The following is a 17,757-nucleotide window of genomic DNA, read 5'->3' as shown; positions in this document are numbered from 1 at the left end:
AATTGGTCGTCCGACCCGCAAGGGGTCGAATATATTCGCGAATTATAGCCTCCCCTGGTCGTTCGGGCTACACCCCCCGACACAGGGACTACAACAAATCGGACCTCTCTGAGGTCCTTTCTCGCTTGTCTAGTACAAGCTATCCATATTAAGACTGTAACTTAAGTTTATATTTCTAATGCGTAACCCATGGACTAGGTTGGCCCTCTACTTGGCATAATCTGAATAATTGATTAATTTTGTGGCAAATTGAGCCAAATGATGAAAGAAAATAATCAAAACGAACATATTGACGAGCTAGACCAAAATAGTGAGCATCTGCCAGCTTCAGATCACTCCAGCGAAGACTCCATTAAGGATGGGAGTGGTAGCTATGTACTGAGCGGAATGTATCGCAATTGGTTTCTCTCCTATGCCTCTTATGTAATTCTGGAGCGTGCGGTGCCCCATATAGAGGATGGTTTGAAGCCGGTACAGCGACGCATTCTCTACACGATGTCGCAGATGGACGACCGCCTCATTAAGGTGGCGAACATTGTGGGTCAGACCATGTCGCTTCACCCCCACGGAGATGCCAGTATTGGCGATGCACTGGTTCAGTTAGGTCAGAAAGACTTATTGATTGACTGCCAAGGTAACTGGGGTAATATCCTCACGGGCGATGGGGCAGCTGCCGCTAGGTATATAGAGGCAAGGCTCACCCCTTTTGCCAAAGAGGTGCTTTTCAGCGATAAAATCACCGACTACAAGCTCTCCTACGATGCCACTCACAAGGAGCCGGTGGCACTACCAGTGAAGTTTCCCCTACTCCTTGCTCAGGGTGCAGAAGGTATTGCTGTGGGGCTCTCCTGCAAGATACTCCCCCACAACGTCCGTGAGCTACTGGAGGCTTGCATTGCTTATCTCAAAGGAGAAGAATTTGAGCTTTATCCCGATTTTCCAACAGGCGGGCTGATGGATATTAGCCGTTACAATGACGGCGAGCGTGGCGGGCAAATCAAGGTGCGGGCACTGATAGAGAAAAAAGATGCCAAGACCCTTGCTATCACGGAGATCCCCTTTGGTCGTACCACCAGTTCGATTATTGAGTCGATTATGCGGGCGAATGATCGGGGTAATATCAAGGTGCGGAAGATTGATGATAAGACGGCTGCCACAGTCAATATTGAGATACAGCTACCTCCTGGCACTTCGTCCGACAAAACGATTGATGCCCTCTACGCCTTTACTGATTGTGAGGTAAGCATTGCCCCCAATTGTTGCGTGATCCGTGATGACAAACCAGAGTTTCTCACTATCACAGAGGTACTCAAAGATGGGGTGGAGCGCACCATGACCTACCTGCGTACTGAGCTAAAGATCAAACTAGCAGAGCTAGAGGAGCAGCACCTTAAGAGCTCTTTGGAGGAGCTATTTATCCAGAGACGTATCTACAAGGACAAGGAGTTTGAGCAGGCCAAGAATCTAAAAGTGGCGATTGCTCATATCCGTGAGCGACTATCCGATGCTTTGGAGGGAATGATACGCCCTGTGACGGACGATGACTTAAAGCTACTGCTTGAGCTCCGGATGGCACGCATCCTTCGCTTCAATGAAGAGAAAAACCAACTCTTCATTAAAGGGCTTGAAAAGGAGATGGCAGAGATCAAAGAGACGCTGAATGACATCCGCTCTTACACCATCAAGTGGTACCAAAAGCTACTCAAAGAGTATGGCGATAAATATCCCCGCCTCACCAAGATCCAAAGCTTTGATGAGATTCAAGTCGCCAAGGTGGTGCTGAAAAATGAAAAGCTCTATGTAGATCGTGAGGGCGGTTTCATCGGCACAGGTCTGAAGAAAGACGAATTTGTCTGCGAAGTCTCTGACCTCGATGATGTGATTGTCTTCTTGAGAGATGGACGGTACCTCATTACCAAGGTGGCCGATAAGGCCTTTGTAGGCAAAGAGATCATACACATAGCTCGCTGGATCCGCAATGACAAGCGTACTATATATAATGTGATCTACCGAGATGGCAAGAATGGGGCTGCCTACATCAAGAGGTTTAATATTCCATCGCTGATTCGTGATCGGGAGTACCATGTGACACAGGAAAAGCCTGGTTCCAAAATCCTTTACTTCTCCGCCAACCCCAATGGAGAGGCTGAGACGGTAAAGGTGGTTCTTCGGCCTACCCAAAGGGAGCGGAGGAGAAAGCTGGTCTTTGAACGAGATTTTGCTGAGATCTTGATCAAAGGGCGCACCGCCAAAGGGAACCTCCTGACCCGAGGAAATGTATTCAAGGTGACGCTCAAGGAGCAAGGGGCTAGCACGCTTGGGGGCCGAAAGGTATGGTTTGACTGGGATGTCTTCCGCATCAATTACGATGAGCGGGGTAGCTACCTAGGGGAGTTTGCTGGCGACGACCAAGTTTTGGTGATTAGGGAAAATGGAGAGTGCTACACCACAGGGTATAGCGATGCCACCCACTTCGAGCGAGATATCAAAGTGATTGAGCCATACGACCCTGATAAGATATGGACCCTGGTCTACTACGATGAGGAGGCAAAATACACCTATATTAAGCGCTTCCCAATAGAGGAGGATGGTGGGCGAACCTTTATCCAAGGAGAGGAGCAAAATAGAGTGCTACTCCTGAGTGAGGAGGTATATCCACTGATCAAAGTGACCTTTGGCGGAGGAGACGAGCACCGTATGCCGATCGAGATAGACGCCGAAACATTTATCGGTGAAAAGAGCATTCGAGCCAAAGGAAAGCGGATCAGTAACTATGAGGTGGCAGAGGTAGAGGAGCTACCTCCTGCAAGAGTACCAGAGGAGGGGGAAGAATCGGAAGAGGAATCGGCAGAAGCTGAGGAGTCAAAGGAAAGTAGTAAGAAGTCCAAAGATGACCTTAAGGAGACGCTGCACCTCATAGAGGAGGCAACCGGACAGAAGATGCTACAGTTTGAAGAGGATGATGAGGAGGAATAAGCAGAACCATTGGAGAAGGGGGTGGATACTCGTGGCACTTCTGCCTATCTATTGCTCTGTAGCTTTGGCACAAGAGTCTACTCAGGAGAAGTGGTACCACAAACTAGGTAAGTGGGTAGAGGGAGAGCCTTGGAGCTGGGAGGGTAATTTACCCATGACCCACACTAAGTATCTATTTCACATTGGGGAGATGGGGGTGAAGGACCAATACCTTAGCCCCATAGCACACCGTGGAATGGAGGGAAAGCTCTCTTTCCTCACCGACTTTGTCGCATCGAGCCAACGCTCATGGCATATCTATCAAGATGTGTCACTCAATCTAGCTTCGCTCAAGAATAAAGCCAATGGTACGGTGATGTATAGTCTCGGGGTGGACTATGCCGTGGGTTCTAGCTGGCGAGTAGTGAAGCACAAAGGGCTATCCCTAGACCTTGCCCCGCTCCTAGCACTCAATGTGGGAGGGCATATCAAGGAGTCCAACACCAATAATATAGGCAATGTGAAGGCCAATATTGGACTAGATGGTTGGGGACGCCTGAGGTATCAAATCCCATGGAAGACCATGCCACTCAGCATCAGCTACTCTGCTCAAATACCGTTGATGATGGGGGCGTTTCACCCAGAATATGGGCAGAGCTACTACGACTACGTTTCGGGTGATAATGGAGCCAAGATAGCCATTCACTTCGGCTCTTTTCATAATACAATTGGCATCAAGCAGAGGCTACTTATTGATCTACCTATCCACAATCTCACCCTCACGGTGGGGGCGGAGCATAGCTATTTCGGACAGAAAATCAATCATACCACCTACAAATCGGGGTGCTGGAATCTAGTGGTGGGACTTTCCTTCGATAGCTTTAAGCTCTCGGGAGGGAAAGCGGTTGCCTCGCCACAAATCACCAATAGATATCGCGACTAATGAATAAGATAAGACTAGCCATACTTTCACTGGTGGTGATTGCCCTAGGTGGTTGTATTCCAGAGACACCAGGAGAGGCGGATCAAGTGACCAACTTTAAAGCACTCTGGAAGATCATGGATGAGCACTACTGCTTTTTTGAGGAGAAGGGGGTGGATTGGAATGAGGTGCACGACCGTTATTTGGCAAAGCTAAAGGAGTCAGAGCAGAGTACTCTGAGCTTCTTCTATTTATTATCGGATATGCTGAATGAGCTGAAGGATGGTCATGTCAACCTCTACTCCGACTTTGATATCAGTGGTTACCCCATTTCCCCCGACCCTACTACAGGGCTCAATATCTATGCACGACGCAGAGATCTATCTGGGCGTTTGATGATTTCGGGCGGGATGAGGTATGGACTCTTTGCCACAAAGGAGCGGACCCTCTCTTTTGGTTATATGTCCTATGGTAGCTTCTCCAGTGGTATTGGCAATATGCCGGTGATCCTTTCGCTTTTTGAGAAGAGTGATGCCATTATCCTAGACCTTAGGGGGAATGGCGGGGGCTCCCTAGATAATTGCGATAAGCTACTTTCTTATTTCATTAAGGAGAAGTGCCTAATCGGCTATACAGTCCACAAGACAGGACCAGGGCATCACGAGTTCTCCAAACCCAAGGCGCATTATATCAGTCCGAGCTCTATCAAGACACTTACGGAGAAGCCGGTGCTGATTCTGCAAGATAGGAGTAGCTACAGTGCCACCAACGACTTCCTATACAAGGTGAGGAGTGCTAAGAATGTGATCAGGATAGGAGAGCAGTCGGGCGGAGGAGCTGGCATGCCAGCTTCAGCCGAATTGCCTAATGGCTGGCGGGTACGCTACTCAGCCGTGAAGAGCTACGACAAGGATATGGTGCTACTAGAGGGAGGTGTGGCACCCGATATTGAAGTGCATAATGATAGCTTTTATGAGAAGCCTGATGCAGAGGATAGGATTCTCATCACAGCGATAAAGAAAGTATTTGAAATTAAAGGGGTACCCTACCCCACTAAGTAAACCATAAAGATGGAAAATAATTTAATGCAGATGGAGGAGGAGATCGTAAAAGCACTACGAACAGTTTATGATCCCGAAATACCAGTGAATATATACGACCTAGGATTGGTCTACGATGTAGATGTGAATCACGAAACGGGGCATGTGGTGGTGACGATGACACTCACCTCGCCTAATTGCCCTGTCGTAGACTTCCTCATCACCGACGCCCAGATGAGGGTGGAGAGTGTGAAAGGGGTGAAGAGTGCTGAGATAAAGCTCACCTTTGAGCCAGAGTGGCACCGAGATATGATGACCGACGAGGCAAAGCTGGAACTGGGACTACTCTAAGGAAGGTGTATGATCTACTTTGCCTCGGACACCCACTTCGGTGCCTACTTTCATCAAGACCCTTTGGCTGTAGAACGAAAGTTTCTACGCTGGCTGAAGGAGATAGAAGTAGATGCAACGCATCTCTTTCTGGTAGGAGATATCTTCGACTACTGGTTTGAGTACAAATATGTGGTACCTAGAGGCTATACCCGTATCCTTGGGAAGTTGGCCGATATGGCGGATCATGGCGTTGAGATTCACTTCTTTACTGGTAATCACGATATATGGGTGTATGATTACCTTCCTAAGGAGATTGGTTGCCAAGTGCATAGAGTTCCTACCACCTTTGAGCTGCTCGGTAAGAAGTTTTATATCGCACACGGAGACGAGTTTATCAAGGATGATAGGGGCTTTAGGATCATCAGAGCGATCTTCCATAATCGGATATGCCAAAAGCTATATGGAAGTCTGCACCCTTGGCTCACCGTGGGCTTCGCACACCGCTGGGCACTGCATAGCCGCGAGAAGGGATTGAAGGATCAATACAAGCAGGAGTACCGAGGTGAAAAGGAGGAGTATCTAGTGGACTTTGCTAAGGAGTATCTAGCAGAGCACCCTAATGACGCCCCCGACTTTTTCATCTTTGGGCACCGCCATATAATGCTCGATCTGATGCTCTCTCGCCAATCTAGAGTGGTGATTCTGGGCGACTGGATTACCCACTTTAGCTATGCCCAATGGGACGGCATCACCTTCGCCCTCAACCTATTTGAGGAGTAGATCATATATCATATATTATATGTATCTTTACGATGTATTAACAATGGATTGGTTATAAACTTTTTGGATTGTGGAGATGAAAAAGATTGCTGCCATTACGATGGTGCGTAACGACGACTTTTACCTAAAGCACTGGACAAGATACTATGGTGCTGAACTGGGCGAGGAAAACCTATACATCTATCTCGATGGAAAAGATCAGAAGCTACCAGACTGGTGCCCCAAAGCTCAAGTGGTGGCGGTAGATAAGATCAAAGGTCAAGTGGTATCGGCGGAGAAGGAGCGCTTGCTATTTCTCTCCAATAGAGCTAAGGAGCTTTTTGAGAAGGGATATGACCTTGTGATCGGTGTAGATGCCGATGAACTCCTAGTGGTAGACCCTAATGTAGGCAAAGGACTACGCGAGTACCTGAGCAGTCTGGATATTAAGAATAGTGTTTCTGGTCTTGGAGTGGATGTAGGACAGTTCCTTGGCAAAGAGGCGGATATCAAGGAGGATGATACGCCATTCCTCAATCAGCGTAAGTACGCACGCCTCTCCACTAGATATACCAAACCGAGCGTATTGGCAGCACCTCTACAGTGGGGGTCTGGATTCCATCGGATCAAGGGAAAGAACTTCTATATTGATAAGAACCTTTACCTATTCCATTTCGGGTACTTCGATATGCGACGCATTGAAGCAAGGTTTGCCGACCCAGACCGAAGAGAAGCAGGCTGGACAAAGCACATCGCGAAGCGCTCTAAGACCATCAAACAGGTAACGAATCATAAAGCACGCGATTGGGACCGCACCACTAAGATAGCCCGCACAATGCAGACAATCATACGTCCGCCCTACGCCTGGAATAAGCCAGCCATGCTCGGCCTCTGCTTCATCGTCGAAATTCCCCCCCGCTTCAGAGATATTGTATAACACCTTGACTTTGACAATATTATGCCAAAGATTTCAGTAATTATCCCTGTGTACAATGTAGAAAAGTATCTAAGGAGATGCTTGGATAGTGTGCTTGCTCAAACTTTTACGGACTGGGAAGCTGTTTGTGTAAATGATGGCAGTCCAGATAATAGCCAATCAATTTTGGAGGAATACGCCTCAAGGGATAGTCGCTTCAAAATCGTAGTCAAAGAAAATGGCGGCCTATCTGATGCTCGGAATGTAGGTATGCAAAATGCTCAAGGGGAGTATATAAACTACCTTGACTCTGACGACCTCATTCACCCACAAACCTTTGAGCTAGCTCTTGCTCTAATGAAGAGGGAGAAGGCAGAAGTGGTAACCTGGTATAAGGATCCCTACTTTCGCCCCTACTTACTTGTTCGACATTTCCTAGGCTTTAATATAGACAATGCAGTACCTAAAGGGCTCAAGAAAAGATACGATCTAAAGGAGATCAAGAGCTATACAACCGATAATGTATTTGAGCATATTACAGAAAAAAGCCATACCAATATTGAGAATCCTATCAAGCACTTCTATGTTTGGCGTCACCTAATCAAGAAGGAGCTCATTGAAGATATCCCATTCTTGAAGGGTGTGATATTTGAGGATTTTCCCTGGTGGAGTGAAGTGGTACTGAAAGAACCACGAACAGTAATCACTAACCTACCTTTCTACTATTACTTTCCGAATATCGGTTCAATTGACCGCTCCTCGACCCACTGTAAAAAGGTGAGGAATTGGATCATTGGACTTGAGCATACCGATGACCTTTATAAAAGTAAGGCATCAAGTTATCAGCAAAGCAAATGGAGCGCTGAATGCAAGTGGCCAGTAATCAAAGGGCAAATTCTTTCTAAGCTTAAGGGCAAAAAAATGAACCTGGAGGATAGAAAAGCTCTTGCGATAGAGCTACTACGGCTCAAAGAAAAGGGAGTGTTTGATAATCCACCCACAGAAAAAGAGGTTAAAACCCAGAGAACTCTTTTTCAGCTTCTTGATGAATTGGCACCCAATAAATAAGCAATATGAAGGTCGCTTTCTTGAGAACAGCCTTCGGGCGAGAAGGTGTAGGGACAGTTACCAACACTACGGCAAAGCTATTTCATGATAAAGGAATAGAAGTATGCTATATTGTCCAATACTTTTGGGGGTCAAAAAAGCTACCATTTGAGGGTTTGCAGGCACTTCAACCTCCAATTAATTACAAAGAGTATACACTAAATATCAACAATCAGAGATAGACTAAGCTTTTCTCGGACTTAACTGGAGTAACAACAGGCATTTAATACAACTAATTTTCATCACTGCAAATGATAACAACAAACAATCGGTGGGTGGCTATAATTTGGCATACTTTTGTTGCACTATTAATGATGCAACTTTGCCGCCTACTTTACTTCTACTACAATCAAAGTCATTTCCCAAATGTAGATTTTCAACAACTAATAAGTCTGATGCGTGGTGGCTATATCATAGATATGGTTGCCATTGGATTTGGCTTTATCCTCTACTATTTGATGATGATAGTTGGGGCTTACCTACCTGCAAAGATTGAAATGAATAAGTGGTATAGACGGATTTGCTATGCGGCTTACTTTATTCCCTTTACCTTATTTGCATTCTTGAATGTATCCGATACAGGATATTATCCTTTTGTTCTGAGAAGGGTCAATTCTACCGTATTCAGCGAGTTTGAGGGTAAAAGTATGTTTGGTTTCTACAAAGACTTCATATGGGAGTTTTGGCCTCTTACCCTTGCTTTCTTTGTGATAATGATTATCGGTATTGTCTGTTTTAGGTTGATAAAGTACGAAAGAGACCCTAATCACAAGCAACCTCTACTACTCAATATTGTAGCCTCTCTACTGGCTATCGTATTTTTATTCTTTAGTATGCGAGGGCGTTGGGACTTAGAAGGAAAACCTCAGAGTATGACCATATTAGTTCCCTATATGACTGATTATGATCAACTTCCAATAATTTATAATTCTCCGTTTTCTTTATCTCAAGATCCAAGTGGTCATATTGAATATAGCTTCTATAGTGATAATGAATTGGCTAAAATCTTTACGCCTATATACCAATTTGCACCTATTGCTGAGAACGATAGCTTATCTGGATCAATGAAGGGGCGTAATGTGATGATAATTCTCTTAGAAAGTATGGGTAAGGAATATATTGGATACCTCAATAGAGATATTAATGGTTTTCCCTCTTATACACCTTTTTTAGACTCTTTACTACCAAATACTCTTTATGCCAAATATGGATTTGCCACAGGAAAGCGATCTGTAGAGTCTTTTCCATCAGTATTTGTCTCACTACCATCTTTTGGTGGCACATTTAATGACGACGATTGGGAAATGAATAACTATCAACATTTCTCTACTTTTGATACTGGATTGCCTCGATCCCTTAAGGACAAAGGTTATCACCTTAAGTTTTATCACGGTGACTCTGATGGCGTAATGGGATTCTATTCTTTCTTAAATAAGCTTGGGCTACAAGAGCAATATACTATCACCAATTATCTTGCAAACTATCCAGATGATAATAATATAAAAACAAGTACTTGGGGTATACACGATCTACCGTTTGAGCAGGCTATGGCAGAGGATATGGATAATCTGAAAGAGCCATTTGGAGCACTCTTCTTCTCACTCTCCAATCATCACCCATTCAAGCTGCCTCCTGGATTTAAGGGGAAGTTTAAGGAGGGAACCTTGCCTATCCACCAGACCGCACAGTATGCCGACCTGGCACTTAAGGAGTTCTTTGATAAAATCAAAGATAAGCCTTGGTTTGAGAACACCCTATTTATCATCACAGCCGACCATACTAATCAGAGCGATCACCCGGCGTACAACAACTTGGCGGGTCATGCGGCAGCTCCTATTGCATTCTATGATCCGCAAGGGAAGCTCAAGGGAGAGATTAAGGACTATGTGGTGCAACACACAGATATCCTCCCCACTCTGCTGTACCTACTTGGCATTGAGGAGCCTGTGCTCAGCTATGGAAGCAATATCTTTGATACGAAGGCGGAGCATATAGCACTTAATTACTTCCAAGGCCAGTATATCTTTTTTACCAAAGAGATTACGCTAACGATGACTCCTACTGGAGATATCAAGGCTTCGGCTCCTGTACCCTATCTACAGACCGAACCCGATAAAGCAGTTATGCCCCCTAGTGAGGTACAAGAGCACTATACACGTCTTTTCAAGGCCATCGTCCAAGACTACAATCATAGAGTCTTCAAGACATCCTTTTCCATTAAAGACGTCCTTCCCCCACCCTCCAAAGAAGAGTAATAGGTCCGATATGAGAATGTTGCATGAAGTGCCATTCTCGCACATTTGAATCAAATGTGCTGAGACTTTGGACGAAGGATGAGATGCAAGGCGCTGAGGGTGAGGGCGCTGGGAGCGTACTCACGTACGTGACCGAGCCCGAATCCCGAAAGCAACGCAGCAGATCGCCTTCGTGCAATAGGCTCTATATACAAGAAGGTGGAGGTGACCAAAGTCATCTCCACCTTCTTCTTATTCCAACTGAGCGAATTAGATAGCTGCGATCACCTCAAGCTCCACAAGACCACCTTTTGGTAGTGCACATATTTGGAAAGCACTACGAGCAGGGTAAGGTGCTTGGAAATACTCAGCATAGACCTCATTTACCTTAGCGAAGTCTGCAATATCAGTGAGGAACAAAGTAGTCTTCACCACATTTTGGAGGGTCAAACCCTTTGCCTCAAGGATCGCTTGGACATTCTTAAATACCTGATGTGCCTGACCCACTACATCCTCAGCAGCAAATTGACCACTCTTAGGGTCTAATCCAAGTTGGCCAGAAACAAATACAAGCCCATTGGCAGCTACGGCCTGTGAATAAGGGCCTACTGCTGCAGGTCCATTTGGAGTACTAATAATCTCTTTACTCATAATCTTAGTTGTTAATATTAATGATTCAATTATCTCTTCTGTCTTACCGCTTCATAGAGCAACACCCCCGTTGCCACCGATACATTGAGCGAACCTATTTCGCCATATAGAGGGATACGGGTAAGGTGGTCACACTGACGTATAGCATACTCCGAAAGCCCCTTATCCTCAGCACCCATTACGAGAGCTAGCGGACCTTTCATATCGCAATCGTATAGCAACTCGGAAGCTTTTTCGCTAGCTCCTACCAGCTTCACACCAGATTGCTTTAGATAGTCAATTGCTCGCTCTATAGAAGGCTCACGGCATACAGCCACTCGAGAGAGTGCCCCAGCCGATGTCTTTACCGCATCGGCAGTCACAGAGACCGAGTTTTGCTCAAAGATCACAATAGCATCTACACCAGTACACTCACAGGTACGGGCGATGGCACCAAAATTGCGAACATCAGTAATGCCGTCCAATATCACCAAGAATGGGTCTCTACCAGCCTCAAAAAGCGTAGGCACCACCTGCTCCAGTGTAAAGTAGTGGGCAGCTGCCTTAACCGCCACAATCCCTTGGTGACTACGACCTGCCAAACGGTCCAGCTTCTCCACCGGCACCCTCCTTAATGGCACCAGATGATTGCGGAGTAATTCTATTAGCTCCTTAATCCCATCGCTACTATTCTCCCTCTTGAGATAGACAAAGTCAATCTGCTCTCCAGCCTCCAACGCCTCACGTATGGCATGGATACCAAATATCATCTCATCACGTTCTCTAGATCTATTGGGGTATCTCCTACCTCCCCTTGCATTATTCCGATACATCATATTACGTTACTTATTTCGTGCTAATAGTGCTCTAGCATTGGCCAATGCTGCCTCCGTCATCTCCGCACCAGTCAGCATATTTGCCATTTCCCTAACCCTCTCCTCACCACTCACCTCCCTAATGGTGGTAAAAAAACCACTCTCTTCCTCCTCCTTACTTACCACCAACTGATGGGCCGAAAGTGCAGCAATCTGAGGGAGATGCGTGATCGATAATACTTGGATATTTCGCCCCAAGCGCTTCATCACTCCGCCTAACTTCTCAGCCACCTCACCACTAACACCGGTATCAATCTCATCAAAAATTACAGTAGGTAATACACTATGCTCTGCCAAGATGGTCTTCAATGCCAGCATAAAGCGAGCAATCTCTCCACCAGATGCGATCTCCCTAATCGGTTGTAGCTTGGTCTGTTTATTGGTGGCGAATAAAAACTGAACCGCATCAGCACCACTCTCCGTGAGCTTATCCAGAGGCTGCAAATCCACCTTGAATGTAGCCCCAGCAATACCCAGCTCCTTCATCAATGCGTGCAGTGGAGGCAATAGCTCCTTTGCCACCTTAGTACGGCTCTCAGTAAGTCTCTTTGCCAGTGCTTTTGCCACATCCTGCTTCTTCGTTAGTTCCTTTTCCAACTCCTTAAGATAGGCATCCGAATTAGTGATATTATCCAGCGTCTGTCGGTACTCATCACGAAGCTTAATCAGGTCATCGCTATCACTTAGCTTAAACTTAAAGAGCAATCCTTGCAAAAGGTCTATCCGCTCCTCAATCTGTGCCAATTCACTAGGGTCTACCTCAATGGTATCCAAAAGCCCCCCCGCCTCACGGATCATATCCGATAGCTCCAGCTCTAGCGAGGAGAGACGCTCATGCAATTCCTCCACTTGCGAATAGTGCTCAGCAGCATGGGAGAGCAAACGGGTCGTCGTATGAATCTGCTGTACCACTCCAGGGATCTCCATATCACTATCAGCAAAAGAGATAAGCATATTGAGTGCATCGGCAATCTCACTGGTATGCTGTGCCATGGACTGCCTTTCCTCGAGCTGAGCCAGCTCACCACTTCTAAGATTAGCTTGATCAAGTTGCTCCAGTTGGAAGGAAATAAACTCCTGTTCCTTTGCTTGCTCCTCTATCCTTTTCCGCTCCTTTTCCAGCTCTTTAGCAGCTTTTTGGTAGGCATTGTATGCACCAAGATACTCCTCAAGCAAAGGCTCATTGCCACCTAAAGTATCTAGGATACTCATCTGGTAGTGAGCCTCACCAATCAACATATTGTGGTGCTGTGAATGAATATCGGCCAACCGCTCACCAATCAGCTTCATTACCGTTGTATTAACCGGCGTATCATTAATAAAAGCACGGCTTTTACCAGCCACCGTCAGCTCCCTACGCAGTCGACAAATTGGCTCAAAGTCTAGGTCATTCTCCTCAAAAAGTTGCTCGATACCCAACACTCCATTGAGGTCACAATCGGCCTCAATAATGGCCTTCTTAGCACCCTCCCGTATGGTGGTGGTATCTGCTCTATTGCCCAAAATCAGGCCAATAGCCCCCACTAGTATAGACTTTCCCGCCCCAGTCTCACCGGTGATAGAGGTAAAGCCCTCCTTGAGTCCCAGTTCCAGCTCTTTAATTAGGATAAAATCCTTTATATACAACCTAGTAATCATCGACTAAACACAACACTTGGAAATAACTCCTCTACTAAGCTACGAGTGTTCCCCACCTCTAAAGAACCCTTATTGGCTTGGAAATGTGCACTCATGTCCTTTTCCTTAGAATCAAAAAACAAAGTCAGAAAGGAAGTGCTACTATCATACTCCCTTAATTGACGAAGCCCTTGTAAAACCGCAGTCAACACCCTATTATAAGCAGTAGGAAGAGGGCTATCAAGTCCCTCCCTATGGTATAGATACCACAGCTCGCGAAAATAGCTACCCCACTTAGACTGCAACTCGGGCAAGTACTTTGAGGGCGAAAGCTTGGAGGTAAGATAGGCATTGCTCAATCCACTACTATCTTGCCAACCCGCTTCAAAGAAGCCACTTCTTGACACTAGATAATTAAGGAAAGGGTCTCCTCCATAGAGTGAGAAGCTATCATAGTAATACATGGCACCCAATGTAGCGTAGTAATACATCACCTTAAAGAGCGGTGACTCAGGAATCTCACCTCCGATAAAGGTAGGACTGAGTAGTGGGTCAAAGGTAAAGAGCAGATTTTTCTCATGAAATAGCACTAAAAGAGCCTCCTCATCAGCTCCATATACTGGACGAAAAAGAGCTATATCCAGATGGCCACTATACTCGTCACCTACCGACTGAGTAACTGAGAGAGAGAGCTGAATACGAATAGGCTGCTTAGGTCGCAATGTCACCTCTATCTCTGGGTCATAACCAATGAGCATATATTCCAATTGACGTTGCAGCCCCTGCAAATCCGCCTGCTTTTGCTCAGGAATCCCCTGTAAATTCAGAGAGACTTCTGGTGCAAAAAAGCTTTGTCCAGTAGCGGATAACCAGCTGAGCATAAGCCCAATAATGATGCCCCACGCCCTCTTCATACATCTAGATACTATATAAAGCGTAACTCCTCCATTCGATCAACGATGGCTTTCGCCACATTACGTTTGCTCATCAATGGCAAGTCTACAGTACCGCCATTAAGTGCATCAAAGATAGTCACCTTATTCGTATCCACCTTAAATCCAGCGCCTTCATTTTGCAGAGAATTCAGTACAATCATATCCAGATGCTTCCGAGACATTTTGTCTATCACCGCTTCAGACTCCGCATTTGTCTCCAAAGCAAAGCCAATGTGCCACTGCTTAGCAGACTTGAGCTTGCCTAGCTCCGCAGAGATATCGGGATTAGGGATCAAGTCCAAAGAGAGTGCCCCTACCTGCTCTCGCTTAATCTTATGGTCATTGGGCGTAGCTACTCGATAGTCTGCCACCGCTGCACAGAAGACCGCCACATCATACTCATCACGTACGCTTAGGCAAGCCCGATACATCTCCTCGGCACTCTCTACAGAGATCACATGGATATTATCCGACTTTGGAAGTGACTCCACAGGACCAGAAACGAACGTTACTTTTGCCCCACGCTCAGCCAGCTCTTCAGCAATCGCCTTGCCCATCTTGCCCGACGAGTAGTTACCAATAAAACGAACGGGGTCAATCTTTTCGTATGTAGGACCCGAGGTCATCAATACATTCAGCCCCTCCAATGTCTTTTTAGCGGGACCATCAAAGTACTTTTCAAGCGTCTGAAAGATCTCCTCTGGCTCAGCCATTCGCCCTTTTCCCACTAAGTGGCTCGCCAACTCTCCCTCTCTCGGCTCAATAATATGCACTCCCCAAGAGGCAAGTGTCTCCAAAGAACGTTTGGTAGAGGGATGAGCAAACATATCCAAGTCCATCGCAGGAGCCACAAACACTGGAGCTCTACAGGATAGATAAGTGGTTACCAAGAGATTATCCGCAATGCCATTGGCCATCTTACCGAGGGTACTTGCTGTAGCCGGTGCTATCACCATAGCATCGGCCCATACCCCAAGGTCCACATGGCTATTCCACGAACCACTCCGCTCCTCAAAAAACTCCGAGAGTACCGCTGGCCCAGTAAGCGTTGAAAGCGTGAGAGGGGCAATAAACTCTTTGGCTGCTGGTGTCATCACCACCTGTACCTCGGCTCCTGCCTTCACCAGAAGCCGAGCCAAGACGGCACTCTTATACGCCGCAATACTTCCCGTAATGCCCAGTACTATCTTTTTCCCTTTCACTTTCTTTCGGCTTCTATCATTAGTTTTTGCAGATGCATCTTGGTATCTCTTGGAAAGTCTCCATTCATCATCCAACCGAAATATCCAGAATCCTTCCGAAGTACCTCAACCACTGGCTGCCCTTTATACTTTCCGAAGTTGAAGCAAGGAGTACCACTTTCATCGTAAACCATACGTCCGCCAAGATCCACAGTATCCATCTGCTTGGTATAATCACTGAGACTCTCCACATCACAGGGAAGGTCGCTATACATCTCCAGCTGCCCTTTAAGCACCTCATACGTAGCCATGGTATCCACATCTGCCGAGTGTGCTCCGTCCAGTGGTTTATTGGTATAATACTGGTAGGCAGCAGTCAGCGTTCGTGGTTCCTGCTTATAGTAAATGACCTGTACATCTACCACCTTGCGGTGACTAAAATCCACAGGGGTCCCTACCCTCTGCAATTCTTCAGCTAAAAGAGGCACATCAAAGCGATTGCAGTTGTAACCACCCAAGTCACAATTCTCAATGAAAGCGACTACTCGTTTGCCCACCTCTTCAAAAGTCGGTTTATCAGCCACATCAGCATCACTGATGCCGTGCACTGCCGTAGAGGTTTTGGGAATAGGCATTCCTGGATTTACTAGCGTGTGTAGGGTCTCCTCAGTGCCATCGGGGTGTACTTTTAGGAGAGCGATCTCCACAATTCGATCCTTTACCACGTCAAGCCCCGTTGTCTCCAAATCAAAAAAGACAATCGGCCGTTTCAAATGTAGCTTACTCATAATCCTCTCCGCTTTTGATTAGCCATATACGAGTGGCATCACCGCCACTACAATCTCCACACCAGCTTCACCTCCAATTGGTGTCACCAAAGCAGCACGCGAAGCATCTCCGATCCGCATAGAAATAGTTTCCGAAGGCATCACCGTAAGGAGCTGTATCAGATGCTCAGCCCTAAATGAAAAACGCGCTTCAGGAGCTGAGAAGGAGACAGGCACCGCCTCCTCTGCCTTCGTACTAAAGTCCTGATCGGTTGCCTTAAGTACTAGCTCAGATGGTGAGAAGTCGAAGTTGATAAGCCCCATTGCTTTATTGGCAAAGACTGCCACACGCCTTGTAGCTGCCAAAAGTTGCAGTCTATCAGCTTCCAAAAGCTTATCATTATCCTTAGGGATCACCGTCTCATAATTTGGATACTTACCCTCTAGTAGCCTACATTGCAACTCCAACGTCTCCGTCTTGAAGAGTGCAAAGTTGGGGTGAAACTCCAGCTCTATATCACCATCATCACTCTTTGAAAGCACCTGAAGGAGTAGTTGAACGGGCTTTTTGTGCAATGTATATCTATGCTGCTCACTGACATTCAACTCCAACATTGAATGGCGGTAATAGGAGAGCAAAAAGCCATTGGTCGCAACGAAAGTGATATGCTCCGGACGAATATCCACATGCACACCTGTCATGATAGGGCGTACATCATCCACAGTAGTCGCATAAACAGTATTATCTAGCCCCTCATAGAAATTAGCAATGGGCATCTTCACCTTCAAGCCTTCATTTCCAAGAGATTGCACATCAGGGAAGTCCTCGCCCTTAATCACTGGGAAAGAAAAGAAGCCATTATTATACTTACCGTGGAGCTCGTAGTCCTCCGTGTTCAGCTCAAACTGAATCATCTGATTGGGAATCTCACGAAGCGGTTCCACGAGCTGACGCACACGGACGCAGAAGCTCATATCCTCGCCCTCCTTACTACTCAAGTCCACATGACTGCAAATCCTAGTCTCACCATCAGTAGCGGTCAGACTCATCTTCTCCCCCTTCACTTCTACTAGGGCAAACTCCATAATGGCTAGCCCCTTACCTCCTATCACCTTGGCAACCAATTGCAAATGGTCACGAAGCAAGTCACTTAGTATCGTTAACTTCATAGATATATAATATTGAAATTCTAACTTTTCTCTCACAGTTTCACTCCACCCCTTTTGATTTCAAATTTACCAAATCTTTGGCATACCCCCAAGGGTCAGACGAAAACCCATCAAAGAAGCCTCATCCGATATTCTGCGTGATGGAGTGATTGTGACATCTTGAGACTACTGCGTCAGCCTGTATACACCAATCATCTTGCGGGATGAAATCCGCAAGAAATGGGCGACGGAATCTTTTTTCTCTTTGTAATTTTGAAAGAAAACTGTAAATCCATTATAATTGAGCGAATTATCCAATAAACGTAGGATTTACACA

The 17,757-nt window shown here is 46.2% G+C and carries 15 protein-coding genes; 8 read left to right on the top strand and 7 right to left on the bottom strand.

Features of this window, described 5'->3' with window-relative positions; all coding sequences use genetic code 11:
- Window positions 1-258: 258 nt before the first annotated feature.
- The 8 genes from MWL85_RS03145 to MWL85_RS03110 all read left to right on the top strand — a co-directional run bounded on the left by MWL85_RS03145 (window position 259) and on the right by MWL85_RS03110 (window position 10,287).
- Entirely contained in the window at window positions 259-2,976 is a 2,718-nt protein-coding gene (locus MWL85_RS03145; protein ID WP_244401381.1) for a DNA gyrase/topoisomerase IV subunit A, read from the top strand.
- Window positions 2,960-3,898: a DUF3316 domain-containing protein gene (locus MWL85_RS03140; RefSeq protein ID WP_244401380.1), complete on the top strand. Its 939-nt coding sequence runs from the start codon at window positions 2,960-2,962 to the stop codon at window positions 3,896-3,898. Before MWL85_RS03145 ends, MWL85_RS03140 begins: the two co-directional genes overlap by 17 nt.
- Entirely contained in the window at window positions 3,898-4,938 is a 1,041-nt protein-coding gene (locus tag MWL85_RS03135) for a S41 family peptidase (RefSeq protein ID WP_244401379.1), read from the top strand. Before MWL85_RS03140 ends, MWL85_RS03135 begins: the two co-directional genes overlap by 1 nt.
- A 9-nt stretch (window positions 4,939-4,947) precedes the next feature.
- On the top strand, window positions 4,948-5,268 hold the full coding sequence (locus MWL85_RS03130; RefSeq protein WP_026161830.1) for a metal-sulfur cluster assembly factor: 321 nt from the start codon (window positions 4,948-4,950) through the stop codon (window positions 5,266-5,268).
- A gap of 9 nt (window positions 5,269-5,277) precedes the next feature.
- On the top strand, window positions 5,278-6,030 hold the full coding sequence (locus tag MWL85_RS03125; RefSeq protein ID WP_244401378.1) for a UDP-2,3-diacylglucosamine diphosphatase: 753 nt from the start codon (window positions 5,278-5,280) through the stop codon (window positions 6,028-6,030).
- A 76-nt stretch (window positions 6,031-6,106) separates the two neighbouring features.
- Window positions 6,107-6,946 (top strand): glycosyltransferase family 2 protein, encoded by an 840-nt coding sequence (locus MWL85_RS03120; protein WP_244401377.1) that lies wholly within the window; start codon window positions 6,107-6,109, stop codon window positions 6,944-6,946.
- Between the two features lie 21 nt (window positions 6,947-6,967).
- Window positions 6,968-7,993, top strand: a complete 1,026-nt coding sequence (locus MWL85_RS03115) for a glycosyltransferase family 2 protein (RefSeq protein ID WP_244401376.1) — start codon at window positions 6,968-6,970, stop codon at window positions 7,991-7,993.
- Between the two features lie 350 nt (window positions 7,994-8,343).
- Complete coding sequence (locus tag MWL85_RS03110) at window positions 8,344-10,287, top strand: LTA synthase family protein (RefSeq protein WP_244401375.1); 1,944 nt, start codon at window positions 8,344-8,346, stop codon at window positions 10,285-10,287.
- A 249-nt stretch (window positions 10,288-10,536) separates the two neighbouring features.
- Here MWL85_RS03110 and MWL85_RS03105 read toward each other — a convergent pair whose 3' ends face one another.
- The 7 genes from MWL85_RS03105 to dnaN are packed head-to-tail and all read right to left on the bottom strand — an operon-like array spanning window position 10,537 to window position 17,441.
- Entirely contained in the window at window positions 10,537-10,917 is a 381-nt protein-coding gene (locus MWL85_RS03105) for a RidA family protein (protein WP_018029215.1), read from the bottom strand.
- A 29-nt stretch (window positions 10,918-10,946) separates the two neighbouring features.
- Window positions 10,947-11,729, bottom strand: a complete 783-nt coding sequence (gene rlmB / locus MWL85_RS03100) for a 23S rRNA (guanosine(2251)-2'-O)-methyltransferase RlmB (RefSeq protein WP_018029216.1) — start codon at window positions 11,727-11,729, stop codon at window positions 10,947-10,949.
- Between the two features lie 9 nt (window positions 11,730-11,738).
- Complete coding sequence (gene recN, locus MWL85_RS03095; protein ID WP_244401374.1) at window positions 11,739-13,409, bottom strand: DNA repair protein RecN; 1,671 nt, start codon at window positions 13,407-13,409, stop codon at window positions 11,739-11,741.
- Entirely contained in the window at window positions 13,406-14,302 is an 897-nt protein-coding gene (locus MWL85_RS03090) for a type IX secretion component PorD family protein (RefSeq protein WP_244401373.1), read from the bottom strand. Before MWL85_RS03090 ends, recN begins: the two co-directional genes overlap by 4 nt.
- An 11-nt stretch (window positions 14,303-14,313) precedes the next feature.
- Entirely contained in the window at window positions 14,314-15,525 is a 1,212-nt protein-coding gene (coaBC, locus tag MWL85_RS03085; RefSeq protein WP_244401372.1) for a bifunctional phosphopantothenoylcysteine decarboxylase/phosphopantothenate--cysteine ligase CoaBC, read from the bottom strand.
- Window positions 15,522-16,292, bottom strand: a complete 771-nt coding sequence (locus MWL85_RS03080; RefSeq protein WP_070707631.1) for a 3'-5' exonuclease — start codon at window positions 16,290-16,292, stop codon at window positions 15,522-15,524. Before MWL85_RS03080 ends, coaBC begins: the two co-directional genes overlap by 4 nt.
- A gap of 18 nt (window positions 16,293-16,310) precedes the next feature.
- Window positions 16,311-17,441, bottom strand: a complete 1,131-nt coding sequence (dnaN, locus tag MWL85_RS03075; protein ID WP_244401371.1) for a DNA polymerase III subunit beta — start codon at window positions 17,439-17,441, stop codon at window positions 16,311-16,313.
- Window positions 17,442-17,757: the final 316 nt, after the last annotated feature.

The sequence above is a fragment of the Porphyromonas somerae genome (assembly GCF_022845615.1).
In the GTDB taxonomy this organism is placed as follows: Bacteria; Bacteroidota; Bacteroidia; order Bacteroidales; family Porphyromonadaceae; genus Porphyromonas_A; species Porphyromonas_A somerae.
The sequence above is the reverse complement of the archived record's forward strand: the minus strand, read 5'-3'. Positions and strand labels throughout refer to the sequence as shown.